Consider the following 26,306-nt stretch of genomic DNA (forward strand, 5'->3'; position numbering starts at 1 on the left):
ACCGTTTCCTGCTTATCGGGGTGTTTCGGATAGGGTCTGCGCTGTAATTACCTGGGCTTCCGCGATTGGGTGTTCCAGCAGAATGCACGCAGCACAGTCCGACCTCGAAGAACAGCTGAGCACCCCGGAGCCCTCCGGTGGCGGCGCGCGGGTGGCCCGTGCGGTGCCGCAGGGGGCCGCGGTGCTGGTGGTGGCGCTGCTGCTGGCGGTGATCGTCCGGCTGCCGTGGATCGGTGACCTCGGCATGCACGCGGCCACGATCCAGCGGCTCGGCCACAGCCTGCTGCACCCCGGCAATCCGCTGGTCGACGCGGACACACCGAGTCCTTACTACTCGCCGTGGATGCTGCTGCTGGGCGCGCTCGCCAAGGTGAGTGGCCTGTCGGTGTTCGTGGTGCTGCGCATCGGGGCGCTGATCGGGCTGACCCTGCTGGTCACCGGGGTCTGGCGGTACGTCAGGACGCTCAGCGCCCAGCGCGCGGCACCGGCGCTCGCGCTGCTGAGCCTGGTGCTGCTGTGGGGGACGGCCGTCCTCAACTGGAGCGGGTTCATCGGGCTGCACTCGCTCGCCCTGACCATCTCCTACCCGAGCGTGTTCGCGCTCGGTCTGAGCTTCCACTTCTGGGCCTGGCTCACCCGGGCGCTGCGCGAGCGGGCGTCCTGGGCGCGGTGGCTCGCCCTCGGGCTGCTGTGGGCGCTGATCCTGCTCTGCCACCAGTTCACGGGCGTCGTCGCCACGCTCGGCGCGCTGGCCATGGTCCTCTCCGCCCGCCCGGGCCGCCAGGTGTGGCTCCGGCTCGGGGCCGGGCTGCTGCTCGGGGCGGTGCTGCTGTGGGTGTGGCCGTACTACGACTTCTTCTCGCTGTTCTCCGCCGGGGCGGATCTGGAGGCCATCCACAAGTCGCTCTACCAGCATCTGTTCGCGCGGTTCGGGCTGGTGCTGTTGGGCGTGGCGGCGCTGGCGCCGCGGCTGCGGCGGGACCGGTGGGACGCGCTGGCGCTGTTCTTCGCGCTGGGCGCCCTGGTCGTCGCGGCGGGCGGGCTGACCGGCCACTACTCCTGGGGCCGCGCGATGCCCGCCGCCCTGATCCCGGCGCAGCTCGCGGCCGCGCTTGAGGTGGTGTCCGCGGGGCGGCGGGCGGTGCGGGCCGGATGGGCGTGTGTGCTCGGGCTCGCGCTGGCGGTGGGTTTCTGGGGGCAGGCGGGGACGATCGGGTACGCGACGGGGAGGTCCGCGCTGCCGTCGGCGCTCGCCGACAAGTACCAGATCCCGTGGGTCGGTTATCACTGGATCACGCCGTGGGTGCGGTACGGGGACGTGGTGATGGCGCGGACGATCGCGGCGCGGCAGATTCCGGCGTACGGGGGATACACGGTGGCGCCGGGATATCCGGATGTGTTCCTACGGGATTCCGCGCGGCGCTCCGCCGCGGTGGACCGGTTCTTCGCGGCGGGGACGTCCGCGGCGGAGCGGCGGGGGATTCTGCGGGAGTACGGGGTGCGGTGGGTCGTGGGCTCGGCGGACCTGGCCGGACCCGGTCTGCGGAAGGTGACGACGGGCCCCGGGGAGCAGGTGCTGTACCGGGTGGTGGGCTGAGCTGGGGCCCGTGCCCCGAAGGGGCGCGGGGAACTGCGCGAGCGGCCACGACGCAGTCGCAGCCGCCCACGCACCCGGAGCCCAGCGGCGCTCGCTACTTCAGCAGGCTCGCCACCAGCTTCGCCGCCTTGCGGACCCTCGGCCGCGCGACCTTGTGGAGCACCGGCCGGATCACCGCCGTCACCCCCACCGGCTCCCAGCGGAGCTGCAGGCGGCCGGGGTTGCGGCCCTCCGGCTCCACCGTGACCGCGTGCGGCGAGGCACCGGAGCGGTAGTCGACGCGGGTCGTGGCCGGGGGGAAGTCCAGGGGGGCCAGCAGGACCCCGGAGTTCCACAGGCCCTGCTGGTTCAGGCGGACCAGCGGATGCCGGATGCCCTGGAAGCCCTGGAGGGGGATCCGCGCGGCGGCGAGGTCCAGCCGCACCGTGCCCTCGAAGACACCGGGGCTGACCGGGTCGAGCCGGAAGGGCACCGTCATCCGGCGCCCGCCGGGGGAGACGATCAGACCGGCGCGCTGCGGCCCGACCGGGAGCCGCAGCCCGGGGTCGTACGTCCGGACGGCGAGCGTCACGGTCGCCCCGCTGCCCCGGCTCAAGTCCGTGATCTCGTGCCGGAACTGCGCCGTCGGGAACGGCCGGGTCTCCAGCTCCAGGTCGGCCACGGACAGTTCACGTCGGCCGCGCTCGGTGTCCGGGACGCTCCCGCCCCAGTACGGCACGCCCGCCGCGTCCGTCGTGACCTGGCGCGGCGCCACCTCCTGGCCCAGCCCCCGCGCCGCGAGCCGCGCGTCGTCGAGGCGCCCGGAGCGCAGCAGTTCGAGGACCACCCGCTCGGGCCGGGGCAGCCGGGCGAACGCGCCCGGGGCCAGGGTGTCGAGGTAGGGGTTCATGATGTCCGCGAACGCGGCCAGCCACTCCTCGTCCCGGTAGGGCAGATCGCCCGCGTACATCCGGAAGTCGTGCTTGAGGAACTTGAAGTCCTTGTCCTCGCGCAGCCCGGCGTGCCCGCTCTCCACCAGGAAGTCGTCGATGAGCCGCTGCACATGGACCCGGTCGCGCACATTGGTGACCTTGTGCCGCTGGTTGGAGATGGACGCCGACGCGGCGGCCGCGAACGGGTCGATGTACCAGACGTACACCGGGTCCGGGATGATCGTGAACGCCTTCGCCAGGCAGTACGCCTGGGCCGAGAACAGCTGGTCCTCGTAGTGGATGCCCTCGGGGAAGCGCAGTTCGTGCCGGTCCAGGAAGGAGCGCGCGTACATCTTGCTCGTCGACAGGTGCTCGAACAGCAGCCGGGGGTCCGCCTCGATGCCCTCGACCGTGCGCCGCTCGGCGACCAGGTGCGGCATCCATGTCGTACGACGGCCGTTGTCCACCCGTACCCGGCGCACCGCGCCCATGGTGAAGTCGACCTCGCGCTCGCGGTGCGCGGCCAGCAGCGACTCCACGGCCTGCGGCGGGAGTTCGTCGTCGCTGTCCAGGAACATCAGATACGGCGCGCGGGCGATCTCGATGGCCCGGTTGCGCGGCGCGCTGCACCCGCCGCTGTTCTTGGGCAGCCGCAGGTAGCGGACCCGCGGGTCCTCCGCCTCCAGGCGGCGCGCCACCGCGGGCGTGTCGTCGGTGGAGTGGTCGTCGCTGATGACGATCTCGATGTTGGCGTGCGTCTGCGCGCGCAGCGAGGCGACCGCCCGGGGCAGGCGGTCCGCGTCGTTGAACACGATGACGGTGACCGTGACGTCGGGGGTCGTGGCCGGGGTCGTCATGCCGTGGCCTCCTCGGGGGTCGGGGCGGGGGTGCGGTCCTCGATCGGCAGCACCGGGGGCAGGGCGTCCTCCGGCTCGCCCAGGAACACCCGTCGTACGACCCGTTCGGCGGCGCGCCCGTCGTCGTACTCGCAGAACCGGCGCCGGAAGGCGGTGCGGGCCTTGGCCGCGGTCTCGTCGCGCCAGGCGCCGGAGCGGAAGATCTCCGTCAGCTCCTCCTGGGTGCGGGCGACCTGGCCCGGATGGTCGGTCATCAGGTCGAAGTAGACGCCGCGGGTGGTGCGGTAGGTCTCCCAGTCGTCGGCGTAGACGACGATCGGGCGGTCCAGGTTGGCGTAGTCGAACATGATCGACGAGTAGTCCGTGACCAGCGCGTCGGCGGCCAGGCACAGCTCCTCGACGGGGTCGTAGGAGGAGACGTCGATGAGCCGCCCGGAGCGGCGCAGGCCGGTCAGCGGGGAGGTGGCGCCGCCGTAGAAGTAGTGGGCGCGCACCAGCAGGACGGTGTCCTCGCCGAGCCGGTCGGCGAGTTCGGCGAGGTCGAGGCGGGGGGTGAAGCCGGCCTCGTAGTCGCGGTGGGTGGGGGCGTAGAGGACCGCCGTCTTGCCGGGGGCGATGCCGAGCCGGGCGCGGGCGGCGCGGACCGCGTCGGCGCCGCTGGTGTAGAAGACGTCGTTGCGTGGATAGCCGTGGTCCAGCGAGGTGTAGCGGGCCGGGTAGGCGCGCTCCCACATCCGGGTGGAGTGGCTGTTGGCGCTGACGCTGTAGTCCCAGCGGTCGATGCGGGCCAGCAGCGCGTCGAAGTCCAGTCCCTTGGCGGCGGCCGGGTGTTCGATCTGGTCCAGGCCCATGCGCTTGAGCGGGGTGCCGTGATGGGTCTGGAGGTGGATCGCGTCGGGCCGTTTGACCACCGCGTTCGGGAAGTTGACGTTGTTGACGAGGTACTTGGCGGTGGCCAGCACCTCCCAGTAGCGGCGGGTGCCGGGCACCACATGGTCGGTGCCGGGCGGCAGCAGGGCCGTGTTGTCCTTGGCCACCACCCACACCGGGTGGATGTGCGGGGCCAGTTCGGCGAGCTTCGCGGCGATCGCGGCCGGGTTGCAGGCCACCCCGCGCTCCCAGTAGGCCGCGAACACCGCGAGGTCCGGGTCGACGGGGCGGCTCAGGGCGCGCCGGTACTGCTGCTCGCGCAGCTTGGCGCCGACCTGCCGCTTACGGACGCGTACGGCCTTGCGGGCGGCGCGGCGGGCGCGGTTGGCGGCCTGGAACGCGCGGTACTTCGTGTACGCGCCCTCCTCCAGCAGCGCGTGCCGTACGCCCTCCACGCCCGCCGGGTGCTCATGGCGCTCGGGCCGCCAGCGCACCGCCGCGAGGGAGGCGCGGCGGAAGAACTCGCGGGCCACCTCGTCGGGCAGGTCCTCACCGGCGAAGGTGCGCACCAGGTCGCGCATCATCAGGTCGTAGAGCACCACCCGGGGCGCGCGGCGGTCGCGGGCCAGCGGCATCAGCGACTCGTAGCGCTCGACCAGCTCGAAGCGGTCCTCGGGGGTGAGCGGCGGCAGGCTCTCGGGGCGCAGCTCCCGGTTCTCGTACGCCACCTGGTTGAGGCAGGCGACGCGGCCCGCGCACAGCAGGGCGGCGCGGGCGGCGCGCGGCTCGTCGTCGGTGGTCAGCCGCTCCTCGTGGGCCGCCCAGAACTCCCTGCGCAGGGCGCGGTTGCCGAGCAGCGGGGTCAGCCGCAGCAGGTCGACGGCCTCGTCCAGGGGGAGGGCGGCGCGGCCGACGGCGGCGAGGAAGCGGCCGTCGCGGGAGGGCCGGGCGGCGGCCTGCCAGGTGGTGGTGAGGTGGTCGAGGAGGAGGACGTCCACGGAGTCGTCCAGCTCGGCGGCGCGCTCGGCGATCAGGCGGGGCGCGCCGGCCGGCAGCCCGTCCTTGGCGTGCACGAAGTGCAGCCAGCGGCCCCTGGCACGGGCGGCGCCCGCGGCCCGGGCGGCCGCGTCGGTGGTGCCGTCGGGCAGCGGGACCACGACCGTGTCGGGAGCGTGGGCCTCGGCCGTCTCCCGGGCCCAGTCACCGACCGCGGCGACCACGACCTCGGCGTCGGACAGGGGGTGCGCTTCCAGGGAGTCGAGCAGTTCCGTCAGATGCCCCTGCGCGTTGGGTCCGTAGACGATGACGCTGAGTTGGGGCATCGCGGTGGACTCCTTCGGCTCGTCGGTGGAGGATCACCCTTCATAACATACTGTCACTAAGCGGATGAAAGGGATGACCACGTTCGGGGTAAGAAGAAAGGGACCCGGGTGTTAGACAGACGTCCCGGGTCCCTGGTTGCCCTCTTGGCCACCTTCATGTGGTGAGGGGTTTGTGAGCGCGTTACGCGGCCTTCTTCGGGGCGGGCTTCTTCGCCTTGTCGCCGGTGAAGGCCTCGTACTCCTTGAGGACGTCCTCCGTGGGGCCGTCCAGGCGCAGCTCGCCGCGCTCCAGCCACAGCGTCCGCTCGCAGGTGTCGCGGATCGAGTTGTTGTTGTGGCTGACCAGGAAGACGGTGCCCGCCGTCTCGCGCAGCTCGCGGATCCGCTCCTCCGAGCGCACCTGGAACCTGCGGTCGCCGGTGGCCAGGGCCTCGTCGATGAGCAGCACGTCGTGGTCCTTGGCGGCGGCGATGGAGAAGCGCAGCCGGGCGGCCATACCGGAGGAGTACGTGCGCATCGGCAGGGTGATGAAGTCGCCCTTCTCGTTGATCCCGGAGAAGTCGACGATGCCCTGGTAGCGCTCCCTGACCTGCTCGCGGGACATGCCCATGGCGAGTCCGCCGAGGTAGACGTTGCGCTCGCCGGTGAGGTCGTTCATCAGCGCCGCGTTGACGCCGAGGAGGGAGGGCTGGCCGTGGGTGTAGATGTGGCCGCTCTCCACCGGCAGCAGGCCGGCGACGGCCTTGAGCAGGGTGGACTTGCCGGAGCCGTTGGTGCCGATGAGGCCGATCGCCTCGCCCTTGTAGGCGACGAACGACACCTTCTTCACCGCGTGCACCCGGCGCACACCGGCGGCCGTGTCGGCCTGCTTGCGGCGCATGATGCGGTTGAGGGCGGCGGTGGCGGAGCCGCGGCCCGTGCCGGTGCCGTTGACCCGGTAGACGATGTCGACGCTGTCGGCGACGACGGTGGGGATCCGCTCGCTCTGCATGGTCTGCCCGGTCTGCTCGGTCCGATGAGTGGTCTGCTGAGACTGATCGGTGGTGGTCCGCTGGTTCTGCTCGCTCTGCTCAGCCACGGCCGTACGTCTCCTCAGCCTTCCAGAAGTAGATGAAGCCGCCGATGCCCGCGAGCAGGGCCCAGCCGATGGCGATCGGCCACACGTGCGGGGGCAGCTGCTTGGAGTGGAAGCTGTCGATCAGCGCGAAGCGCATGAGGTCGATGTAGACCGCGGCCGGGTTGGTCTGGAGCAGCACCGTGACGATGTGCGGCAGATGGTCGTTCTTGGTGAGCTTGTCGATGCTCCACATCACGCCGGACACGTACATCCAGGTGCGCAGGATGAACGGCATCAGCTGGGCGATGTCGGGGGTCTTGGCACCCCAGCGCGCCATGATCATCGCCACGCCGGCGTTGAAGGTGAACTGGAGGATCAGCGCGGGGATCACCAGCAGCCAGGAGGCGCTGACCGGCACGCCGAAGCAGAGCAGGATGACGACCAGGGCGGCCATCGAGAACAGCAGCTGCTGGAGCTGCTGGATGCAGAAGGAGATCGGCAGGGCGGCGCGCGGGAAGTGCAGGGCGCGCACCAGGCCGAGGTTGCCGGAGATCGCCCGGGTGCCGACCTGGATCGAGCTCTGCGTGAACGTCCATACGAACACGCCGGTGACCAGGAAGGGGATGTAGTCCGGGACGCCCTTCTTGGTGCCGAGCAGGACGCCGAAGATGAAGTAGTAGACCGCCGCGTTCAGCAGCGGGGTCATGACCTGCCAGATCTGGCCCAGCTTCGCCTCGCTGTACTGCGCGGTGAGCTTGGCGGTGGCGAAGGCGGTGATGAAGTGACGCCGGGCCCACAGCTGGCGGACGTACTCCGGCAGGGAGGGGCGGGCGCCGCTGACCGACAGGCCGTGCCGGGCGGCCAGCGCCTTGAGGTCGTCGGCCGGGGCCTGGATCGGGGGCGGTGTGTCGAGGACCTGGCTCACATCCGCTGCTTTCGCTCGGGGGGAGGGGGGTGCCACGGCTCCGACTGTGTCCGGAACCAGGGCGGGCCGGTCCCGTCGTCCGGCGTTTCCTTACGTTTCTCTTCACGTTCTCTTACGACGGGACGGGACCGTATCGTCGTGACGTGAGCGTAGAACGTGATGACGTCGCAACGCAACCGTTTCGTCGTAACGCCCTATGCTGGGTTCCATGACCACGAACGTCGCCGGGCCCGCAGCCGAACCGCCGCAGCGCGCACGCCGCCGTACCCCTGCCGGGGCCGCGGTGCTGCGTCCGGATGTGACCGAGGCCATCCGGGCGGCCGTCTTCGAGGAACTGGCCGCGGTCGGCTACGCGCGCATGAGCATCGAGGGGATCGCCCGGCGGGCGGGGGTCGGCAAGACGGCGGTGTACCGGCGCTGGCGCTCCAAGCTGCACCTGGTGCTCGACGTGGTCTCCGCGATGGCGGTCCTCGGCCTGCCGGCGCCGGACACGGGCTCCCTGGAGGGCGATCTGCGGCTCCTCTACGAGGTGACCTCGCGCGCGCTGCGCCACCCCGTGGCCTCCCAGGTCATCCCGGACCTCCAGGCCGAGGCGGCCCGCAACCCCGAGATCGCCGAGGCGTTCCAGAAGGCCCTGCGGGACGGTCAGGAGGGCGTGGCCAGCAAGGTCATCGCGGCGGCGACGGCCCGCGGCGAGCTCACCCCCGACCTTGACCCCGACCTCGCCCTCGACCTCATCTCCGGCCCGCTCTACTGGCGCTCGGTGGTCATCCGCTCCCCGAAGCCGCCGAAGGGATACCTGGAGAAGCTGGCACGGGCTACGGCGGGGGCGCTGAAGGCGTTGTGAGGGGCGGGGAGGGGCTCGGGGCGCGGCTCAGGGGGAGGTGAGGCGGCGGGCGAGGGCGGTCAGCTCCGGCGCCCGCAGCACCCGCCCGTCGAAGCCCGGCAGCGGCACGTGCAGGGCGCGGGTCCATCGCTCCGGCACGGCCCCGATCCCGTACACCGCACCCGCCAGCGCCCCGGTGACCGCCGCCACGGTGTCCGTGTCGCCGCCCAGGTCGACGGCGGCGCGCACGGCCCCCTCGTACGACGCCGTGGTCCGCAGCGCCCACACGGCGGACCCCAGGCAGGGCCACACCGCGCCGTTGAACTCGGTCGCCTCGTCCGGGTGCCAGCCGGGCGCGAGCACCACCGCGAACCGCGCACGCTGACCGGCCCGCACCGCGGCGAGCGCCTCCGGTACGGCGTCGAGCGGATCCCCACCGGCGAGCGCGACCCGGACCAGATCGTGCAGGAGGGCGGCGCCCTCACCGGCGGCCGGATCGCCGTGCGTCAGCGCGGAGAGGCGGCGGGCGGCGTCGAGGGTGGCGGTACGGCCGTGCCGCGCGAAGTACACGGCGGAGGGCGCGGCCCGCATCAACGCACCGTTTCCGGCGGCCCGTTGGCTGACCCGGAAGTGCAGGTCGGCGGCGGTGTCCCAGGGGTGGCCGCCGGTCAGCACCGCCTCCGTCTGCAACCCGATGTCCTTGGGCTCGGCCGCGGCCCAGCGCCGGAACCGCCGGAAGACGTCGGGGAGGTCCAACCCGCCGCGCTCCAGGAGGGATTCGCCGACGAGCACGGCCATCTGCGTGTCGTCGGTGGCCTCCCCGGGGTCCCAGCCACCGCCGCCGCACATCTCGTCACCGGCGGCCGGAAAACGGCCCGAGAAGGCACCCTCGGGCCCGAACTCGAAGGGCGCGCCGAGGGCGTCACCGACGGCGCTGCCGACGACGGCGCCGACGGCTCGATCGAGGGCGGAGGGGCGAGGGGGAGTCATCGGCTCAGGGTAGTTCTCCCCGGCGTACGCCCTGCGCCCCCTTGCGGCGCGCCCCCGCTCAGTCCCCCAGCATCTTGTCGCGGACCGGGATCCATTCCAGGGCCGAGCGGATGCCCTCTTCCAGGGAGCGGGCCGGGGTCCAGCCGAGCAGGCGGGACGCGCGGTCGCTCGTGGTGTAGCCGCCGGCCACGTCCCCCGGCCGGGGATCCGCGTCGATCGTGGCCAGGGGCGTGCTCACGACGTTGTCGAAGGCCGCGCAGAGCTCGCGGACCGTCGTACCGGAGCCCGTGCCCAGGTTGATCGCGATCGACGGCGCGGACGCGGTGAGGATGGAGTCGAAGCGTTCGATCGCCGCGATGTGGGCCGCCGCGAGGTCCCAGACGTGGACGTAGTCACGGATGCCCGTGCCGTCGCGGGTCGGGTAGTTCACGCCGGTGACCGGGAACGGCGTCCCCGCCTGGTGGGCCTGGATCAGCATCCCCAGCGCGTGGCTGGGCCGCTTGAGCTGGAGACCGGTGCGCAGCAGGGGATCCGTGCCGACCGGGTTGAAGTACCGCAGGGACAGCACCCGCATCTTCCCGGCCGCGGCGATGTCGGCGAACATCTCCTCGCACACCGCCTTGGTCCGCGCGTACGGGCTCTGCGGCGCCAGCGGCGAGTCCTCGGTGACGGGCGAGCCGTCCTCGGCCCGGTAGACGGCCGCCGAACTGCTGAAGACGAGGCGGTCGCACCCGTTGCGCCGCAGATGCTCGACGAAGGCCAGGCTCTTGGTGACGTTCGCCTCGTAGTAGCCGATCGGGTCCGCCACCGACTCCGGCACCACGATCAGCGCCGCGCAGTGCACCACAGCGGAGATGTCCGGGTGCTCGGCGAAGATCCGGTCGACCAGGGCGCCGTCCGCGATGTCGCCCTCGTAGAAGATCCGCCCCTCGGTGAACTCGACGCGGCCGCGGACCAGGCTGTCGAGGATCACCGGGGTGATGCCCGCGTCCAGACAGGCCGACGCGACGGTGCTTCCGATGTAACCCGCTCCACCGGCGATGAGGACAGACACGTTGACTCTCTTCCCGGTCTCGTTCCAGACCCAGTAGTACGACTCAGTAGTTCCGGACGACTCAGCAGTTCCGGACGGCTCAGCAGTTCCGGACGGCCCGGCGGTTCCGGACACAGTACGAGCGAGCGGCCCGCCGGCCGTCAGCGCAGCAGTCGCCGCAGCCGTCCGCGCAGTATCCGGGCGAGCCCGCGGGCCCCCGTCGCCACGCGCAGCGCCAGCGCGCCGGAGTGCGTCGCGTACGGCTGTACGAGCAGCACGCCGTGCCGGAGGTCGGGCACGATCCGTCGGCGGAGCCGCCCCGCGCCCGCGCGGGCGGCCGCGGTGACCTCGCGTTCCGCGCCGTCCGCGAAGCGCACGGCCAGCCGCAGATCCCAGACGCCCGCGCCGAACGCGCCCACGTCCAGGGGCAGTTCGGCCGACCAGAGATCCGGTCCGGCGGGGGTGAGGGCGGCCGTCGTACGCCCCCGGGTCCGCGCGTCGTCCCGGGACTCCCAGCGCACCGCCACCTCGCGCGGCCCCGCCTGTGCCACCCTGCCGTACAGCTCGTGCAGCCGCAGCGTGAGCGCCCCGGTGCCCGCCCGTGGCCGCGCCTCCGCGTCCAGCGCGAGGGGGAGCGTCTCGACGGGGCCGGTCAGGAAGGGGCCGAGGGACACCTGGGGCAGGTCACCGGACCAGACCGGGGCGCCGTCCGGGGTACGGGCGTACGGCGGGAGCAGCCGGCCGGGACGCGCGGCCAGGTCCCGCAGCCGGGGCAGATCGCGCGGCTCGGGCGACTCCAGGAGCAGCCGGCCCAGCAGCCGGCCGGGGGCCGCCGGGTCCTGCTCCCAGTCGGCGGCGTCGTAGCGCCGCAGGTAGTCACGGGTGTGCGTCCACCACGCGCGTTGGTACTCCGCGTCGCGCAGGCCCAGTTCCCGCGCGTACATCCGCACGTCGTGGTCGAGGAACTTCGCCCGCGCCGCCCGCGCCAGCTCCTTCTGACCGGCGGCCAGCAGAATGTCGTACGCCAGCGCGCACGCCCGCGTGCGCGCCTCCCAGTTGTCGATGTGCCCCCGGTCGAGGGAGAGCGACAGCCGTTCGGCGGCGCGGCGCACGTGCCAGACGTAGACGCGGTCCGGCACCAGCGCGATGCGCGGGCCCGCGGCCAGCACCCGGGCGGTGAAGACGAAGTCCTCGTAGAGGAAACGGCCTTCGGGGAAGCGGATGCCGTGTTCGCGCAGGAAGTCGGTGCGGTACAGCTTGTTGACGCACAGCGTGTCGTGGACCAGGAGCGGGCGCTGGGCGGGGCGCGCGAGAACGGAGTGCGCCGTGTAGAGGGGCTCCTGCCAGGGCTGTTCACGCCCCGAGGGCAGCTCCCGGCGCACGCACAGCCCGCTCGCCACCGCGGCGCCCGCCTCCTCGGCGGCCGTCAGCAGCGCGTCCACCGCGCCCGGCGGCAACACGTCGTCGCTGTCCAGGAACATCACGTACGGCGCCGTCACCGCGTCGATCCCGGTGTTGCGCGGACTGCCGCAGCCACCGCTGTTGACGTCCCGCCGGATCACCCGCAACCGGGCGTCGTCGGCGGCCAGCCGGTCGAGCCACTCGGCGCTGCCGTCCGTGGACCGGTCGTCCACCGCGACGACCTCCGCGACCGAGGGCCCCTGCGCGAGCGCCGAACGCACGGCGTCGGCCACATGGGCACGGTCGTTGTAGTCGATCACGACGACACCGACGGCACCGGTGCGCGGAGTGCGCTGTGGGGTCTGTGTGTTCTCTGACTGGGCGGGCAGGTCGGGAAGCATGGGGTCCACAGGCCGGGAGCGTAGAAATGTTCGGTAATACTCCGTTAAGAGAGGCTTAGTGCTCGGTTTGGTAGACGGTCGGAATCAGGGCAAGGTTGTGTTCTTTGCCTACCATTTACCATCGGTGCGACCGTGGCCCGCCACAGCCTGACGAAGGACAGCACCGCCGCGGCCGCCAGCAGCCCGTTGCGGCCCAGCATCAGCAGACACCCGGCCCAACTGCCCCCGATCACCTGCCCGTAGCACAGCGGATACACCACCGTGCTCAGCGCCGAGGCCGCCAGGACCAGCACCGCGACCGGGCGCTGACCGGTGTGCCGCGAGACCAGGCACACCGCGGCGAGCCCGAGCAGCCAGACCATGTACTGCGGGCTGATCACCCGGCTGGTCACCGTGAACAGCAGCACCGCGCACAGCGCCGCGTCGGCCGCCGTCGCCTCGGTCCAGCGCCGCGCCCGCACCCGCCACAGCACCAGCAGCCCGAACGCGACCGCCGTCAGCGCGAGGGACACGGCGGCGACGACGGGCACGTACGGACCCACCAACTCGATGGCGCCGTACCGGTAATGGGGCCGGCCCGACCATCCCGCGTGCCGGGCCAGGTTGAGCGCCGTACCGCCCAGCGACTCGATCTGCACCCCGCGCCCGCCCTGCTCCGCCAGGAAGGACAGCGGGTGCCGGAACGCGACGGACAGCAGCCCCAGGACGACGACCCCGGCGCCCGCCGCCCATGTCCACGCGCTCCGCGTCGCCGCGCCCCGGGGCGTGCCCAGCAGCACCAGCGCGGGCCAGCCCTTCACCAGCGCGCCGAGCGCCCCGAGCACACCGCCCGCGCGCGGGGAGCGCGCCAGCGACAGCAGGGAGAGGACGGCGAGGGCGGTGACCTGGACGTCGTACCGCGCGAGCGGCAGGTGCAGCAGCAGCGGCAGCCCGCCCGTCCACAGCGCCGCGCCGAGCAGACTGCGCCCCGGCCGCCGCCCCGCGCGCACCAGCGCCACCTCGATCAGCGCGTCCGCGGCCAGCGTGAGCGTCACGAACGCCTGGACGTACGACAACCCCGGCACCAGCCCCGGCGCCAGCAGCACCGCGCCCGCGCCTGGCGGGTACTGCCACAGCGTGTCGTGCACCGGGTACGACCCCTGTTCGAGCACGCCGTACCAGTGGAAGTACAACCGCCCCACCTCCCGCGCCACCGAACCGCCGCTGAGCAGCGGCGAACTGTCGTGCGCGAGCAGCCACAGCATCAACGCCCGGGTGGCGAGCCAGCCGAGGGTGAGCTTGAGGACGGGGCCGGGGGTGACACGGGGACCGTTCATCGCGTTGGAGCCTAAGCCGGGTGGATGGAGTATCGGCGGCGATACGCCGCAATCACCCGCAAACATCGTCTCATCGCAAAAGATCGGGCCGTGGTGAACGTCGGGCTCCCTGTGGAAGCTGTCGAAGCTGTGCCAGCGCCGTCGCGGAAGCCGCCCGGGGGGCGGGGGCGGCGCGCGGTCGTGGTGGGGGTACCCGCGGCGGTGATGCTGGCGCTCGGGCTGTGGGGGGTGGACCGGGGCGGGATGTGGCGGGACGAGGCGGTCACGTTCCAGGTCGCGGGGCGGACGGTGCCGCAGATCTGGCGGCTCGTGCACGGGGTCGACGCGGTGCACGGGCTCTACTACGTCCTCCTGCACGCGGTGCTCGCCGTGCGCGCCGACGAGGTGGTGCTGCGCCTGCCGTCGGTGGCCGGTGCGGTGCTGACCACGGCTCTGGTGGCCGAGGTGGGGGCGCGGCTGGCCCGGCCGCGGGTGGGGCTCTGGGCGGGGCTGCTCTACGCGGTGAACCCGATGGTCGGCCACTACGCGCAGGAGGGCCGGTCGTACGCGCTGGTCGCCGCCGGGGTGATGGGCGCGACGGTGTTGCTGGTGCGCGGGGTGGAGCGCGGGGCGTGGTGGGGGTACGGCCTCGTCCTCGGCGTCACCTGCTGGCTGCACGAGTTCGCGGTGCTGGTGGTCCTGGCCCACGGTCTGTCCCTGGCGCTGGCCCGGGTGCGGGGACGGGTGTGGCGGGGCTGGGGATGCGCGGCCGGGGCGGTCCTGCTCTCCCTGCTGCCGCTGGTGGTCGTGTCCCGGGCGCAGGCGGCACAGGTGGCGTGGCTGCGCAGGCCGACGGGGGAGACGGCGGCGGGGCTGGCCCGGCAGTTCTTCGGGGCGTCCGAGGGCGTGTACTGGGTCTGCCTGGGGCTCGCGGTGGCGGGACTGCTGGCGGGGGTGCCGGCGGGACTGCTGGCGGGGGTGACCGGGCTGCGGGGCGGGGCCGGTGCGGGAAAGGGGCGGGTCACGCTCGTGGGGGTGGCGGCGCCGTTGGTGGTGGTGCCGCCGGCGGTGCTGATGCTGGCTTCGCAGTCCTCACCGCCGCTGTACGTCGACCGGTATGTGCTGTACGCGCTGGCGGGGGCACCGCTGCTGGTCGCGGCGGGGGGTGAGTGGGTGGCGGGGACCGCGGCACGCCTTCGGCCCGGGGGCGCGCGCCCGCCCGCTCGCCCGGGCACCGGGTCCTGGTCGCGTGGGCGTGCCTCCGCCGCCCTCCTCGGTCTCCTCGCCGTCGCCCTCGTCCCGCTCCAGCAGTTCCCTCTCCTCCGGCAGGACCGCGACCCCGCCCGGCGGCCCGATGACCTCGCGGCGATCGCGCGGGCGGCGGCGCACGGGGTGCGGAAGGGGGACGCGGTGCTGTATCTGCCGGCGTACACGCGCAACACCGAGCTGGCGTACCCCGGCGCGTTTCGCGGTACACGGGATCTCGTGCTCGCGCGGGCCGGGGACGTGTCCGGGACCCTGTACGGGGTGGAGGTCCCGGCCCCGGAGGTGCGGAGCCGGGTGGCCGGGGTGCGGCGGGTGTGGGTCGTCGCCGACCGGTCCGTACTGGCGGGCCGCTGGACACCGCGCAACCCGGGCGAGCGGGCCAAACTCGACCTGCTCCAGCGGGAGTTCACCGTGGGCGGCGAGGCCGTGCGCGGGCGGACCGTCGTACGGCTCTACGTACGGCCCCTCAGCCCCGCGAGTCTTCGGCCTCCGTCGCTGCCGCCGCGTCCAGCGCGCTGGTGAGCCGGTCGAGCCGGGCGCGCAGCTCGGCGATCTCGGCGCGGTCGAAGCCGGTGGAACGCATGATGCGGCGCGGCACCTCCAGGGCCCGCTCGCGCAGCGCCGCGCCCTCCTCGGTGAGCAGCACCCGCACCGAGCGCTCGTCCTCGACGCTGCGCTCCCGGCGCACGAGGCCCGCCGCCTCCAGCCGCTTGACCAGCGGGGACAGCGTGCCGGAGTCGAGCCGCAGCTGTTCGCCGAGCTTCTTGACCGGCAGCTCGCCCTGCTCCCACAGCACCAGCATCACCAGGTACTGCGGGTAGGTGAGGCCGAGCTCCTTGAGGACCACGCGGTAGACGCCGTTGAAGGCGCGGGACGCGGCGTGCAGCGAGAAGCAGATCTGGTTGTCCAGGCGGAGCCAGTCCGTCTCGGTCTCGGCGGGAGAAGCGGTCATGGGTCCAGGGTAGCTCTTCGTCCGGCATTTGATTGTGTGCAACTAAATTGTGTGCTCTACTTGTGCCGGCAGGAAGCCAACGAATCAGCACGACGCAGGACACATCGAGAGGGATGGTTCGTCATGGACGCGCTCTACACCGCCGTCGCCACCGCCACCCACGGCCGTGAGGGCCGTGCCGTCTCCTCCGACGGCAAGGTCGACGTCAAGCTGGCCCCGCCGGTGGAGCTGGGCGGCAACGGCGAGGGCACCAACCCCGAGCAGCTCTTCGCCGCCGGTTACGCGGCCTGCTTCGGCGGCGCCCTCGGCGTCGTCGGCCGCAAGGAGAAGGTGGACGTCACCGACGCCGCCGTCACCGCCGAGGTCGGCATCGGCAAGGTGGGCGAGGGCTTCGGCCTGAAGGTCACCCTGCGGGTCGAACTGCCCGAGACCGTGGACCAGGAGACCGGCCGCAAGCTCGTCGAGGCCGCCCACCAGGTCTGCCCCTACTCCAACGCGACCCGCGGCAACATCGAGGTCGACCTCGTCGTCGAGTAAGTCGGGTAAGGCGAGCGAGTCGGGCAAGCCGAGCAGGTCGAACAGGACCGAGCAGACCCCGCAGCCGCCGTACCGGCCGTGGCTTCCCCCCCCCCCGCCACCGGCCGGTACGGCTTTCGCGCTGCGGCCGTACGGCTCTCACGCCGATGTCAGCGCTCAGGGCGATGGAAGACCGCGAGCGCCCCGTACTCAGTGGGCTGCGCGGCGCTGAGTTCCGGGTGGGCGGGCAGGCGATCCCGCTGGATACCGACGATGTCCGGCCAGACGGCCAGTCGCTCTCCGGAACCGATCAGGATGCGGTCCCAGTCCTGTCCGCCGGATGTGCCGACGCGGTCGATGACGAATCCGAGGCAGCGCGCCGCGCCCTGGTCGAGCGTTCGTACCAGCGCTGCGACGGCCTTCTCCCGATCGGCTGAGGGGAGATCGGCGATCTGGAAGGTGAATCTCTGGATCGACGGATCGATGCGCTGCACATTGACCGTGAAGTACTGGTCGTATCCCGTCCAGCACTGGAATTCGACTTCGCGGTACTTGCCGTCGGCCAGGGATGCCGTCAGTAGGCCGGGACCACCCATGAACGGTTCCTTTGTGCCTTCCGCGGTCTCGCCGAAGCCGAACACGGCGTCCGTGAGCGGATGTGCGACCGAGAGGCCCGCCGTTCCGAGCTGCTTGACCAGCTCTCGGCCCGTTGCACCGGTCAGCGTCGGCGAATACCACGTGAAATACGGTCTCAGGGCAGAGCCTGGTGCGGCCGAGTCGTCCGAGGCATCCCGGTCGAAGTACTCGTTGAAGACTTCCAGGGCCTGCTCGCGGGACAGGGCGGGGCTCGCGTAGCCGTTGGCTCGGATGTGGTCGACGAAATCGGCGGGGAGAGCGACGTGGTGGTGGCGTACGTAGTGTGCGAGTTCGACGGGCCAGAGCCAGGCGCCGTCCGTGACCAGCGATCCGGCGCCTGGGATCCACACGTCGCCGGTGATGATGTCCCGCTCGGCTCCCATGGTGGAGTAGATCTCGGTGGATGACTCCAGGTATGCGACCACCTGGTCTTCGTCCCACTGACCGGCGACCCGGGTCGAGTCCCGGAGCGAAGGGGCGGGGCCCGACGCGTCGCTGTGGCCGCCGAGCTCGGTGAAGAAGCCCACTCGCTTGATCATCGTCTCTCCAGTCGAACCGCGGGCCTCAGTGGTGCAGGGGGAGATAGGTGCGCCAATAGCCATTGTTGCCGATCGTAGGAGTCTGGTTGAGGCCCAGGTCGGGTGAGGTGCCCACCCTGTTCGTGGGGGCGTACACGGGTACGCCCAGCTCGTTGGCCACAGACTGCGCCAGCGGCAGCTCCGGCGGCTTCGCGTCGGCCCCGGAGTGGCAGGAGACGAGGCGTACCGGTCCACCGCGGTAGTCGGGGTTGCTGCGGATCGCGTCCACGACGTTATTGGGGTGTACCTCGAAGTCGGTCAGCGTCTTGCCCGCCATATTGACGCGCCCGGGCAGGAACACGCCCTCGTTCGTCCCGTGGACGACCACGTCGTGGACGCCGGGCATCCGGGCGACACGTTGCAGATTGTTCAGGGTGCGCTGGTCGTAGCCGATCGTGGTGGTGGACTTGCCGAAGTAGACGGGATCTCCTGATACGAGCTCGTAGTCCCCGGGTTTCCCCGGAGGCACCGGAACCTTCGAGTCTTCGCCGCGCAGGAGATTCCATGTGCGGGACTTGCCCATCTGGTCGAGGGCGGCACTTTTCACGCGCAGTGAATCACCGAAGACCGCCTCGAAACCGTTCTCGGCGACGACTCCTGTCGCGCGTCCCGCGGCGCCGGACATACCGCCGTAGAGCATCCCTTCAACGGCTGTCCGGCCGGCCTCGTCGAGGCTGAGGCCCTTGCTCTCGCCGAGAGCGATGGAAACGGGCTGGGTGACGGCCAGGTCGACGGCAACCGATTCGACGCCGGCGAAGGCCGCAGTGGCCAGCGTGGTACCCGCGATCGCGGCGATCTCCTCGGTCACGGCGATGCCCAAGCCGACGGCCACGTCCGCGACCGAGGCCGCCGCGGCTGCCGCTGCCTCCGTCGAGAGGCCCGCGGTGAAGACAGCCAGCAGAGTGCCGGCGACCAAGGTGGCGCCGACAATCTCCAGCTCGTGTTCCAGCTTCTTCTTCGCTCCATGGACAGCGTCCGCGTAGGCGTCCAGCGCCTTGGCCATGTCGCGAGCGGCGTCTGCCAGATCCTTCAGCCAGCCGCGTTTGTCGTAGTAGTAGCGACGCCAGTACGGGTCGGCGAAGGCGGAGATGGCCTCGCCCTTGTTGTGCTCGATGATGGTGCGGGCCGCGTTGTTGGCGCCGGAGGTGACGTCTTCGACATCGTCGGCGAAGTCCCGCCATGCCTTCGCGGCATGTCGCAGCCCGTCTTCGTCGGCCGCCGGCCACCACATGCCGGTCATGTCCTGGACGATCTCGCGGGCCTTGTCGGCGACGCTCACCGGCCGTCGCTTTTGGCGCCATGAGGGATCTGGATCCGGCTGAACATGCTGTGGACCAGTTCTTCGTTGTCGACGTGCCCGTCGGCCATGTCGGCCATGGCCTCGTGGATGCCGGCCAGGCCGGTGACCAGGATCTGGGTGGCGTGCTCGATCTGTTCGACGCGCGGCCCGTACGCCTTGTGGAATTCCCCGCCCTGGTCGTCATCGCCCCATGGCGCCCCGGCCGCGGTCAGCCCGTTCCTCAGCTTGGTCAGGGCGTGCGCAAGGGCGACGCTTTCATGGTCGAAGCGTGGTGCTGTCGCCTTGAGATCGGCGATCTTGATATCGAGTACTTCGCCGCTGTCGCCCATGACTTCCTTCCTCACCGCCATGATTCCGCGAGTGGTTCGGCCTTCGGCTGGTCCCGGGTGCTGGACGCGGTCTGAAGAAGCCGGAGACCAGCCGGTACGACCCTCACGCCGACGTCAGCGCGTCCCGTCCCGTCGTCGGCTGGCCCGGGAGTCGTACCGTGCCCGGCATCGGCTCGTTCAGGAGCAGGGTGTGGACGACGCGTTCGGCGGCCCGGCCGTCCTCGAACTCGCAGTAGCGGGAGCGGAATCGGGAGCGCAGGTGGGTCGAGTCGTCGTCCTGCCAGCGTCCTGAGGTGAACAGCTGGGTCAACTGCCGCTGGGAGTAGGTGACATGGCCGGGGGGTTCGGTCGGCAGGTCGAAGTAGGCGCCCCGGGTCTGCCGGTAGACGTCCCAGTCGTCGGCGTGGATCACGATCGGCCGGTCCAGGTTGGCGTAGTCGAACATGATGGACGAGTAGTCGGTGATCAGGGCGTCCGCCGCGAGCAGCACGTCGGCCAGGTCGGGCTCGTCCGTCGCGTCGAGCACGGTGCCGCGCCGGGCCAGTTCCGTGAGGCCAAGGCCGCGCGCGGGACCGGTCGCCAGCGCGGGATGCAGCCGGACCACGAGCGTGTGGCCCGCGCCGAGGTCGGCCGCGAGCCGGGCCACGTCGATCCGGTCCACATGGCCGCCCCTGCGGTAGTCCCGGCGGGTCGGCGCGTACAGCACCACCGTGTGGTCGTCCGGGATGCCGTGCCGCGCGCGGAAGTCGCTCGAACCGCCGTTGACCAGAACGTCGTTGCGCGGGCTGCCGGTGCGCGCCGAGGCGAAGTGGCAGGGGTAGGCCCGCTCGTACACCAGCTCCGCGTAGCGGCTCGCGACCAGGCTGTGGTCCCAGCGGTCGGCGCGGCGCAGCAGCTGCGGCACGTCGACGCCGAGCCGGGCGCCCGGCTTGTCCAGCAGATCGGCGCCGAGGTACTTCAGCGGGGTGCCCTGATGGGTGTGGATGTGCACACCGCCGGGCCGCTTGGCCGGGACGCCGGTCCAGGGCACGTCGTTCACCAGGAACGCGGCCCGCGCCATGACCTCGGCGCAGCGCCGGGTGCCGGCGATCACATGCTCCACGTCCGGCGGCAGCCCCGCCGCCGTCTCCGCGTCCCGCACCACCCACACCCCGCGCAGCCGCGGCGCGATCCGCAGGGCCGCGCGGTGGACGGCGGCCGGGTCGCCGAGCAGGCCCCGGTGCGCGGACGCCGAGTACACCACCAGCTCCGGGTCCAGCGGGCGGCGGGCGTGCAGCGAGGCCCAGCAGATCGGAAGAGCGTCGGCCCGGCCGCCACCCGCCGTACCGCGCCCGCCCGCCGTGCCGCACCCCGCCCGGCACGGACCGCCTGCCGCCGCAGCCGGTAGCCCGCCCAGCCGCCCTCCAACAGGGCCACTTCGCCGTCCACTTGGGCGCCCTCGGGCTTCAACCGGCGGAACAGGTCGGCCGTGCGGTGGAAGAACTCGGCCTTGTCGGCAGGCGGCAGCCGGTCCGGCTTGGCCAGGATGTCCAGGCAGTGCTCACCCATCTTTCGGTGCAAGTAGGGCCGCCAGGAGTCGAGTTCGGGATGCGCGTCCAGGAAGGCGAAGACCCGCTCGTACTGGTCGTGCACGTCGAAGTGCTTGCGGCTGGTGGTGGACAGGATGTTGCCCTGCCTGCGCTGCCGGTAGTTCAGGCAGATCCGGTCCAGCGCGGCGATCCGCCCGGCGCTGAGCATGACGGGGAAGGTCCAGGGGGTGTCCTCGTAGTAGCCGGGCGGGAAGGTGAAGCCCTCCGCGGCGACGAACTCCCGCCGGTAGACCTTGTTCCACACCACCATCAGCAGATCCAGGATCCGCGGGTACCCGGCCGCCGTGAAGGTGCCGGGACCGGCCTCCGCGAGCACCTCCGCGAGGGCGTTGCGCCGGGTGCCGCCCCACCAGTACGTGCGCGCGTAGTCGAACACGAGCACCTCCGGATCACCGCTCTCCGCCAGCCGGTCGGCGATCGCCGCGAGCGCGCCCGGGGTGAGGGTGTCATCGCTGTCCAGGAAGAAGAGGTAGTCCCCGGTGGCGTGCGGCAGCCCGGCGTTGCGGGCCCGCCCGAGGCCCATGTTCTCCGGCAGGTGCAGCACCTTCACCCGGGGGTCGCGCGCGGCGTACTCGTCGAGGATCGCGCCGCAGTCGTCCGGCGAGCGGTCGTCCACGGCGATCACCTCCAGGTCCCGGTACGACTGCGTCAGCACCGAGTCCAGGCATTCGCTCAGGTACGCCTGCACCCGGTAACAGGGCACGATCACACTGAAGCGGGGCACGGTCAGCTCCTCACGAGGGTCACGGCGGCGGGGGCGGGGACGCGTTCGGCGAGCGGCAGCACCGGCGGGAGCGCCTGCGGCGGCTCGCCCAGCAGCACCCGCCGTACGACGCGTTCGGCGGCCCGCCCGTCGTCGAACTCGCAGAAACGCGCCCGGAATCCGGCCCGCAGCGCCGTCGACTCGGCGTCCGCGTAGGCGCGTTCGCGGAAGACGGCGGCCAGTTCCTCAGGGGTGCGGGCGACCGGTCCCGGCGGCTCGGCCATCAGGTCGAAGTAGACGCCCCGCGACCGCCGGTAGACCTCCCAGTCGTCGGCGTAGATCACGATCGGCCGGTCCAGATTGGCGTAGTCGAACATGATGGACGAGTAGTCGGTGATCAGCGCGTCCGCGGCCAGGCAGACGTCCTCGGTGCTGCGGTGCGCGGTGACGTCGATGATCCGGTCCGAGTGCCGGGTGCGGCCCTGGTCGTAGAAGTAGTGGGCGCGCAGCAGCACGACGACGTCCTCACCGGCGGCCGCGCAGAACTCCGCGAGGTCCAGGCCGGGTTCGAAGCCGGAGTGGTGGTCGCGGTGGGTGGGGGCGTAGAGCACGGCGAGCCGGTTCTCGGGGATGCCCAACTCCCGCCGGATCCGGGCCACATCGGCGGCGGTCGCCGTGTAGAAGACGTCGTTGCGTGGATAGCCGTACTCCAGCGCCTCCCAGGAGCCGGGGAAGGCGCGCTCCCACATACGGGTGGAGTGCCGGTTGGCGGAGAGGTTGAAGTCCCAGCGGTCGACCCGGCCCAGCAGCCGGGTGAAGCTGCCGGAGCGCGCGGCCACCACCGGGTACGTCGACTGGTCCACGCCCATCGTCTTCAGCGGGGTGCCGTGCTGGGTCTGGAGGTGCACGCTGCCGGGCCGTTTGACCACGCCCTCCGCGAAGTTGGCGTTGTTGACCAGATAGGTGGCGCGGGCCAGCAGCTCCCAGGCGCGGTGCGAGCCGAGCACCGCGTACTCCACGTCCTTCGGCAGCGTGTGCTCCTGCCCGGCCTCCACCAGGAACACCGAGCGCAACCGCGGGGCGAGTTCACGGGCCTTGGCGTGGATCGCGGCCGGGTTGCAGGCGTAGCCGCGGCCCCAATAGGCGCAGTACACCGCGAGATTGGGGTCCAGCGGGCGGCGCAGGGCGGCGCGGTAGCGCAGCCGGGTGCGGACCGCGTGCGGGCGCGGCACGGTCTCGACGGCCCGGCCCGCGAGCCGGTTCGCGTCGCGCAGGGCGCGGAAGGCGTCGTACGCGCCGACCGCGAGCAGCCGGTGCTGCACCCCGAGGCTGCCGCGCGGCATCCGGTGCCCGGCCGGCCGGAACCGCCGGTACAGGCGGGCCGCGCGGCGGAAGAACGCCCGGTGTCCGCGGGCCAGCCGCTCCGGCCGGGCCGCGGTCTTCAGGACCAGCGCGAACAGCTGGTCGAAGAGGGGGCCGGTGCGTTCGGCGGGCAGCGCGCACGAGGCGGCCCGCGCGAGGACCAGTTCCACCTGGTCGAGCAGGGCGTGCTGGCCCTCGCCGGGCAGGTTCAGCCGACTGCCCTGCCGACGCAGCCGGTGCCGGACGACGACCCGGCGCAGTACGGCGATCCGCCGGGCGGCGACCGTGACCAGACCGCCCCAGCCGAGGTCCGTGAAGTGGCCCTCGGGGAAGGTGAGTTCATGCTCGGTGAGGAAGGTACGGCGGTACACCGCGCTCCACGCGGGCAGCGCGGCGCCGGTCAGCCCCGGCAGCTCGGCGGGGGCGAAGGCGCCCTTCGGGGCACCGGCGAACAGCGGCCCGACCGGGTTCACCGGATCGCCCTCCCACCAGGGGGCGCGCTCGTGCTCCACGTACAGCACATCCACCCCGGCGGTCTCGGTCAGCCGGGCGTCCACGGCGGCCAGCGCGCCCGGCGGCAGCAGGTCGTCGCCGTCCAGGAACAGCACATACGCGCCCCTCGCCGCCCGCATCCCGGCGTTGCGCGCCCCGCCGAGCCCGGCGGACGGCGGTGAGTGGACCGGCTTCACCCGGGGGTCCCGCCCGGCGTACCCGGCGGCCACCTCGGCGGCCGGGGTGTCGGGCGCGTCGGGGACCGGGATCAGCTCCAGGTCGCCGAAGGACTGGCCGAGGACCGAGTCCAGCGCCTGGGACAGTCGGCCGGCGACCCCATGGGTGGGGACGATAATGCTGAAGCGGGGCATACTGCTCTTTCTGTCGTTCTTTCTGTCGTCCTGCGGACGTGTCGTGTCTCTACGGCGCGGCGCGCACCCGGCCCGCCGGGCGCCAGGTGGGCGGGCGGCTCGGGGCGGGCCGGGTCGAGTCGCGGAGCAGGGGAACTCCCGGGCGGATCAACGGTGTTCGGCGGCCTTGGGGGCCGTGCGCGGACCGGTCGGATGCGGCACGGTGACCAGCGGGGAGCGCGCCGGATACGAGGTGTTCGCCATGGCGGAGCGCACCGGGCGGCGCTCGCCGAGCGGCACCACCGGGGACGGCTCGGTGCGGCCCAGCACGATGTGCCGTACGACCCGTTCGGCCGCCCGCCCGTCGTCCCACGGGCAGAACCGCTCCCGGAACGCGGCCCGCAGCAGCGCGGCCCGCGCGCCGTTCCAGTGGCCTTCGGTGAACACGCCGATCAGTTCGTCCTCGTCGCGCCCCACCGCGCCGGGCGGGGCGCCGGGCAGGTCGACATAGGCGCCCCGGACGGCCGTGTACGCCGCCCAGTCCCCGGTGTGCAGCACGATCGGCCGGTCGAGCCCCGCGTAGTCGAACATGAGCGGCGACTGGTCGGTGAGCAGCGCGTCCGCGGCCAGGCACAGGTTCTCGGGGCAGGGGTGCGTGGAGACGTCGATGACCCGGGCGCCCTCGACCGGGACGTCCCCGTGGGCACGGGCGAGCAGCACGAAGCGCGGGCCGAGGCCGTGCGCGAGCCTCGGCAGGTCCAGCGGGAGGTGCTGGGTGCGGCGGTGGTCGCGGCGGGCGGGCGCGTAGAGGATCGCGACCGCGCCCGCGGGGATGCCCAGGGTGGCGCGCAGCCGGGCCACGTCGTCCGGGGTGGCCCGCTGGAAGACATCGGTGCGCGGGCTGCCGTACTCCAGCGTGGTCCAGCGGCCCGGGTGGACCCGCTCCCAGGTCAGGGTGGAGTGCCGGTTGCCGGAGATGACGTGGTCCCACCGGTCGACGTCCCGCAGCAGGCCCACGGGGTCGGCGCCGGGGACGGCCGCGGGTCGCTCCACCAGATCAAGTCCCGTATGTCCCAGGGGGGTTCCGCCGAGGACGCGCACGAGGATCTGCCCGTCCCGCTTGCGCAGCCCCCGGGTGAGACGGGCGTCGCCGAACAGGTACGTGGAGCGGGCGAGCGCCGTCCAGTGGGCGGCCGTGCCCGGGGTGACGAGGCGCGGGCCCGCCGGGAGCGGACGCGGATGCGCCGGGTCGGCGATCCAGGAGGAGCGCACATGCGGGGCGTACCGGCGCATCGCCTCCTCCAGCGCGGCCGGGTCCCCGCCGTACCCGCCCTCGACGGCGAACACCGCGCGCTCGGGCCGCAGCGGCAGCCGCAGCTGGATCCGGTAGTGCAGCCGCAGCGCGGCGGAGCGCATCGCGCGCGCCGGACCCAGTACGAGCCTCCGCAGACGGCGGCGGGCGGCGGCGATGTGGCGCAGCGCCCGGAAGGTGCGGTGCAGCCCGAACCGGATCAGCAGATGCCGGCGCCGCAGCCGCGCCTTCGGCACCCGGTAGCGGCGGTGGTGGTCGCGGGCCCGGCGCAGGAACTCCCCGTGGCTGCCGCGCGGCAGCCGTCCGGGGCGGGTGAACACGACGCCGTAGTGGTCGATCATCCGCCGGTACAACTCGGGCTTCCAGGAGGCGAGTTCCGGGTGGTCGGCGACATAGGCGAAGACCCGCTCGTACTGGTCGAACAGATCGAAGTGCTTACGGCTGGTGGTGGACAGGATGTTGCCCTGCCTGCGCTGCCGGTAGTGCACGCACACCCGGTCCAGCGTGGCGATCGAACCGGCCGTCATCAGCACCGGGAAGGTCCAGGGGGTGTCCTCGTAGTAGCCGGGCGGGAAGGTGAAGCCCTCGGCCGCGACGAACTCCCGCCGGTACGCCTTGTTCCAGGCCACCATCAGCACCCGCAGCAGCCCGGGCCGGTCCGTGAGCCGGAAGGGCGCCCGGCCCCACTCGCTCAGCTCGGCCGCGAGGTGGTTGCGCACCCGTCGGCCGTCCCAGTACGTGCGCTCGTAGTCGTAGACCAGCACATCCGGTTCGCCGGTCGCCTCGATCCGCCCGGCGATCGCCGCGAGGGCGCCCGGGGTGAGGGTGTCGTCGCTGTCCAGGAAGATCAGATACTCGCCGCCGGCCTGCGCGATCCCGGCGTTGCGGGCCCGGCCGAGCCCCCGGTTCTCGGCCAGGTGTAACGGCTTCACCCGGGGATCCCGGGCCGCGTACTCGTCGATGATCTCGCCGCACGCGTCCGGCGAACCGTCGTCCACTGCGATCACTTCGAGATCCGGGTACGACTGCGACAGCACCGAGTCCAGGCACTCGGAGAGATACGCCTGGACCTGGTACGCGGGGACGATGACACTGAACCTGGGCACGGGACATCCATGGGTCTGACGGCGCGGGCGTTCTGCCCGGGAACGGCCGAAAGGGTGACGGGGTTACGGTCCGTACGGCATTCGGGGGATGCCCGGTGAACGGGAGGGGGTGGCTGGGTCCTGGCGGACAGGGAGCCAACGAGGCTTCTGTGGCGCTGCGTTCACGTCCCGGTCGCCACATGACAACGCTTCCCTCGTGCGATCGAAGTCGGCCCGGGGGACTGTCGTACCGTGGAGTGCTACTTCCACGCGCTCGTTGTCGGCGGCGCTGTAACTGCTTGTGAACCAACCGGCGTTCGCCAGCCGCCCCATGGCTGACGTCTCGTTGGT

Annotated in this window: 18 protein-coding genes and 1 pseudogene; 4 read left to right on the forward strand and 15 right to left on the reverse strand. The window is 72.3% G+C overall.

Annotated elements, in window-relative coordinates; all coding sequences use genetic code 11:
- Nucleotides 1-82 precede the first annotated feature (82 nt).
- A complete protein-coding gene (locus ACLF5H_RS04045; protein ID WP_421674687.1) occupies nucleotides 83-1,597 on the forward strand; it encodes a hypothetical protein in 1,515 nt (504 codons plus the stop codon).
- A 94-nt stretch (nucleotides 1,598-1,691) separates the two neighbouring features.
- Here the strand turns inward: ACLF5H_RS04045 and ACLF5H_RS04050 are convergent, their stop codons facing one another.
- The 4 genes from ACLF5H_RS04050 to ACLF5H_RS04065 all read right to left on the reverse strand — a co-directional run bounded on the left by ACLF5H_RS04050 (nucleotide 1,692) and on the right by ACLF5H_RS04065 (nucleotide 7,539).
- Nucleotides 1,692-3,365, reverse strand: coding sequence for a glycosyltransferase family 2 protein (locus tag ACLF5H_RS04050; protein WP_421674688.1), 1,674 nt, complete (start codon nucleotides 3,363-3,365; stop codon nucleotides 1,692-1,694).
- Nucleotides 3,362-5,557: a CDP-glycerol glycerophosphotransferase family protein gene (locus ACLF5H_RS04055; RefSeq protein ID WP_421674689.1), complete on the reverse strand. Its 2,196-nt coding sequence runs from the start codon at nucleotides 5,555-5,557 to the stop codon at nucleotides 3,362-3,364. The genes ACLF5H_RS04050 and ACLF5H_RS04055 overlap by 4 nt, the downstream gene beginning before the upstream one ends.
- Nucleotides 5,558-5,738: 181 nt before the next feature.
- Nucleotides 5,739-6,548, reverse strand: a complete 810-nt coding sequence (locus ACLF5H_RS04060; protein WP_421674769.1) for an ABC transporter ATP-binding protein — start codon at nucleotides 6,546-6,548, stop codon at nucleotides 5,739-5,741.
- Nucleotides 6,549-6,627: 79 nt separating this feature from the next.
- The gene (locus ACLF5H_RS04065) at nucleotides 6,628-7,539 is read right to left on the reverse strand and encodes an ABC transporter permease (protein WP_421674690.1); all 912 of its coding nucleotides are present in this window, start codon (nucleotides 7,537-7,539) and stop codon (nucleotides 6,628-6,630) included.
- A 208-nt stretch (nucleotides 7,540-7,747) separates the two neighbouring features.
- Here ACLF5H_RS04065 and ACLF5H_RS04070 point away from each other — a divergent pair, with 208 nt between their 5' ends.
- Nucleotides 7,748-8,386 (forward strand): TetR/AcrR family transcriptional regulator, encoded by a 639-nt coding sequence (locus tag ACLF5H_RS04070; protein ID WP_421674691.1) that lies wholly within the window; start codon nucleotides 7,748-7,750, stop codon nucleotides 8,384-8,386.
- Nucleotides 8,387-8,413: 27 nt separating this feature from the next.
- On the opposite strand, the gene ACLF5H_RS04075 is transcribed toward ACLF5H_RS04070, so the two are convergent.
- From ACLF5H_RS04075 to ACLF5H_RS04090, 4 genes are all read right to left on the reverse strand, one after another.
- Entirely contained in the window at nucleotides 8,414-9,355 is a 942-nt protein-coding gene (locus tag ACLF5H_RS04075) for an ADP-ribosylglycohydrolase family protein (protein WP_421674692.1), read from the reverse strand.
- Nucleotides 9,356-9,413: 58 nt separating this feature from the next.
- Nucleotides 9,414-10,409: a UDP-glucose 4-epimerase GalE gene (galE, locus tag ACLF5H_RS04080; RefSeq protein WP_421674693.1), complete on the reverse strand. Its 996-nt coding sequence runs from the start codon at nucleotides 10,407-10,409 to the stop codon at nucleotides 9,414-9,416.
- A gap of 140 nt (nucleotides 10,410-10,549) precedes the next feature.
- Nucleotides 10,550-12,190: a glycosyltransferase family 2 protein gene (locus ACLF5H_RS04085; RefSeq protein ID WP_421674770.1), complete on the reverse strand. Its 1,641-nt coding sequence runs from the start codon at nucleotides 12,188-12,190 to the stop codon at nucleotides 10,550-10,552.
- 44 nt (nucleotides 12,191-12,234) lie between these two features.
- A complete protein-coding gene (locus ACLF5H_RS04090) occupies nucleotides 12,235-13,506 on the reverse strand; it encodes a glycosyltransferase 87 family protein (protein WP_421674694.1) in 1,272 nt (423 codons plus the stop codon).
- A gap of 180 nt (nucleotides 13,507-13,686) precedes the next feature.
- Between ACLF5H_RS04090 and ACLF5H_RS04095 the strand changes: the two genes are divergently transcribed.
- Nucleotides 13,687-15,273, forward strand: a complete 1,587-nt coding sequence (locus ACLF5H_RS04095) for a glycosyltransferase family 39 protein (protein WP_421674695.1) — start codon at nucleotides 13,687-13,689, stop codon at nucleotides 15,271-15,273.
- Here the strand turns inward: ACLF5H_RS04095 and ACLF5H_RS04100 are convergent.
- Nucleotides 15,218-15,703, reverse strand: a complete 486-nt coding sequence (locus ACLF5H_RS04100; RefSeq protein WP_421674696.1) for a MarR family winged helix-turn-helix transcriptional regulator — start codon at nucleotides 15,701-15,703, stop codon at nucleotides 15,218-15,220. The two genes, ACLF5H_RS04095 and ACLF5H_RS04100, sit on opposite strands and share 56 nt — an antisense overlap.
- A gap of 123 nt (nucleotides 15,704-15,826) precedes the next feature.
- Between ACLF5H_RS04100 and ACLF5H_RS04105 the strand changes: the two genes are divergently transcribed.
- Nucleotides 15,827-16,240: an organic hydroperoxide resistance protein gene (locus ACLF5H_RS04105; protein ID WP_421674697.1), complete on the forward strand. Its 414-nt coding sequence runs from the start codon at nucleotides 15,827-15,829 to the stop codon at nucleotides 16,238-16,240.
- A 149-nt stretch (nucleotides 16,241-16,389) separates the two neighbouring features.
- Here the strand turns inward: ACLF5H_RS04105 and ACLF5H_RS04110 are convergent, their stop codons facing one another.
- The 6 genes and pseudogenes from ACLF5H_RS04110 to ACLF5H_RS04135 all read right to left on the reverse strand — a co-directional run bounded on the left by ACLF5H_RS04110 (nucleotide 16,390) and on the right by ACLF5H_RS04135 (nucleotide 25,976).
- Nucleotides 16,390-17,394 carry a hypothetical protein gene (locus tag ACLF5H_RS04110; RefSeq protein ID WP_421674698.1) on the reverse strand — a complete coding sequence of 335 codons (1,005 nt, stop codon included), beginning with the start codon at nucleotides 17,392-17,394 and terminating at the stop codon, nucleotides 16,390-16,392.
- Between the two features lie 25 nt (nucleotides 17,395-17,419).
- The gene (locus ACLF5H_RS04115) at nucleotides 17,420-18,712 is read right to left on the reverse strand and encodes a WXG100 family type VII secretion target (protein ID WP_421674699.1); all 1,293 of its coding nucleotides are present in this window, start codon (nucleotides 18,710-18,712) and stop codon (nucleotides 17,420-17,422) included.
- Complete coding sequence (locus ACLF5H_RS04120) at nucleotides 18,709-19,062, reverse strand: hypothetical protein (protein WP_421674700.1); 354 nt, start codon at nucleotides 19,060-19,062, stop codon at nucleotides 18,709-18,711. Before ACLF5H_RS04120 ends, ACLF5H_RS04115 begins: the two co-directional genes overlap by 4 nt.
- A gap of 103 nt (nucleotides 19,063-19,165) precedes the next feature.
- Nucleotides 19,166-21,375 (reverse strand): annotated as a pseudogene (locus tag ACLF5H_RS04125) (bifunctional glycosyltransferase/CDP-glycerol:glycerophosphate glycerophosphotransferase).
- A 2-nt stretch (nucleotides 21,376-21,377) separates the two neighbouring features.
- Nucleotides 21,378-23,579, reverse strand: coding sequence for a bifunctional glycosyltransferase/CDP-glycerol:glycerophosphate glycerophosphotransferase (locus tag ACLF5H_RS04130; RefSeq protein WP_421674701.1), 2,202 nt, complete (start codon nucleotides 23,577-23,579; stop codon nucleotides 21,378-21,380).
- Nucleotides 23,580-23,726: 147 nt separating this feature from the next.
- Nucleotides 23,727-25,976, reverse strand: a complete 2,250-nt coding sequence (locus tag ACLF5H_RS04135) for a bifunctional glycosyltransferase/CDP-glycerol:glycerophosphate glycerophosphotransferase (protein ID WP_421674702.1) — start codon at nucleotides 25,974-25,976, stop codon at nucleotides 23,727-23,729.
- Between the last annotated feature and the right edge of the window lie 330 nt (nucleotides 25,977-26,306).

It is taken from the genome of Streptomyces sp. LaBMicrA B280 (assembly GCF_049222185.1).
Lineage (GTDB): Bacteria > Actinomycetota > Actinomycetes > Streptomycetales > Streptomycetaceae > Streptomyces > Streptomyces murinus.

Coding starts and splice junctions, on each gene's coding strand:
- ACLF5H_RS04060 (WP_421674769.1), bottom strand. CDS start 6,548: ATGCAGAGCGAGCGGATCCCCACCGTCGTCGCCGACAGCGTCGACATC.
- ACLF5H_RS04055 (WP_421674689.1), bottom strand. CDS start 5,557: ATGCCCCAACTCAGCGTCATCGTCTACGGACCCAACGCGCAGGGGCAT.
- ACLF5H_RS04085 (WP_421674770.1), bottom strand. CDS start 12,190: ATGCTTCCCGACCTGCCCGCCCAGTCAGAGAACACACAGACCCCACAG.
- ACLF5H_RS04090 (WP_421674694.1), bottom strand. CDS start 13,506: ATGAACGGTCCCCGTGTCACCCCCGGCCCCGTCCTCAAGCTCACCCTC.
- ACLF5H_RS04100 (WP_421674696.1), bottom strand. CDS start 15,703: ATGACCGCTTCTCCCGCCGAGACCGAGACGGACTGGCTCCGCCTGGAC.
- ACLF5H_RS04105 (WP_421674697.1), top strand. CDS start 15,827: ATGGACGCGCTCTACACCGCCGTCGCCACCGCCACCCACGGCCGTGAG.
- ACLF5H_RS04075 (WP_421674692.1), bottom strand. CDS start 9,355: ATGACTCCCCCTCGCCCCTCCGCCCTCGATCGAGCCGTCGGCGCCGTC.
- ACLF5H_RS04120 (WP_421674700.1), bottom strand. CDS start 19,062: ATGGGCGACAGCGGCGAAGTACTCGATATCAAGATCGCCGATCTCAAG.
- ACLF5H_RS04045 (WP_421674687.1), top strand. CDS start 83: ATGCACGCAGCACAGTCCGACCTCGAAGAACAGCTGAGCACCCCGGAG.
- ACLF5H_RS04110 (WP_421674698.1), bottom strand. CDS start 17,394: ATGATCAAGCGAGTGGGCTTCTTCACCGAGCTCGGCGGCCACAGCGAC.
- ACLF5H_RS04050 (WP_421674688.1), bottom strand. CDS start 3,365: ATGACGACCCCGGCCACGACCCCCGACGTCACGGTCACCGTCATCGTG.
- ACLF5H_RS04130 (WP_421674701.1), bottom strand. CDS start 23,579: ATGCCCCGCTTCAGCATTATCGTCCCCACCCATGGGGTCGCCGGCCGA.
- ACLF5H_RS04070 (WP_421674691.1), top strand. CDS start 7,748: ATGACCACGAACGTCGCCGGGCCCGCAGCCGAACCGCCGCAGCGCGCA.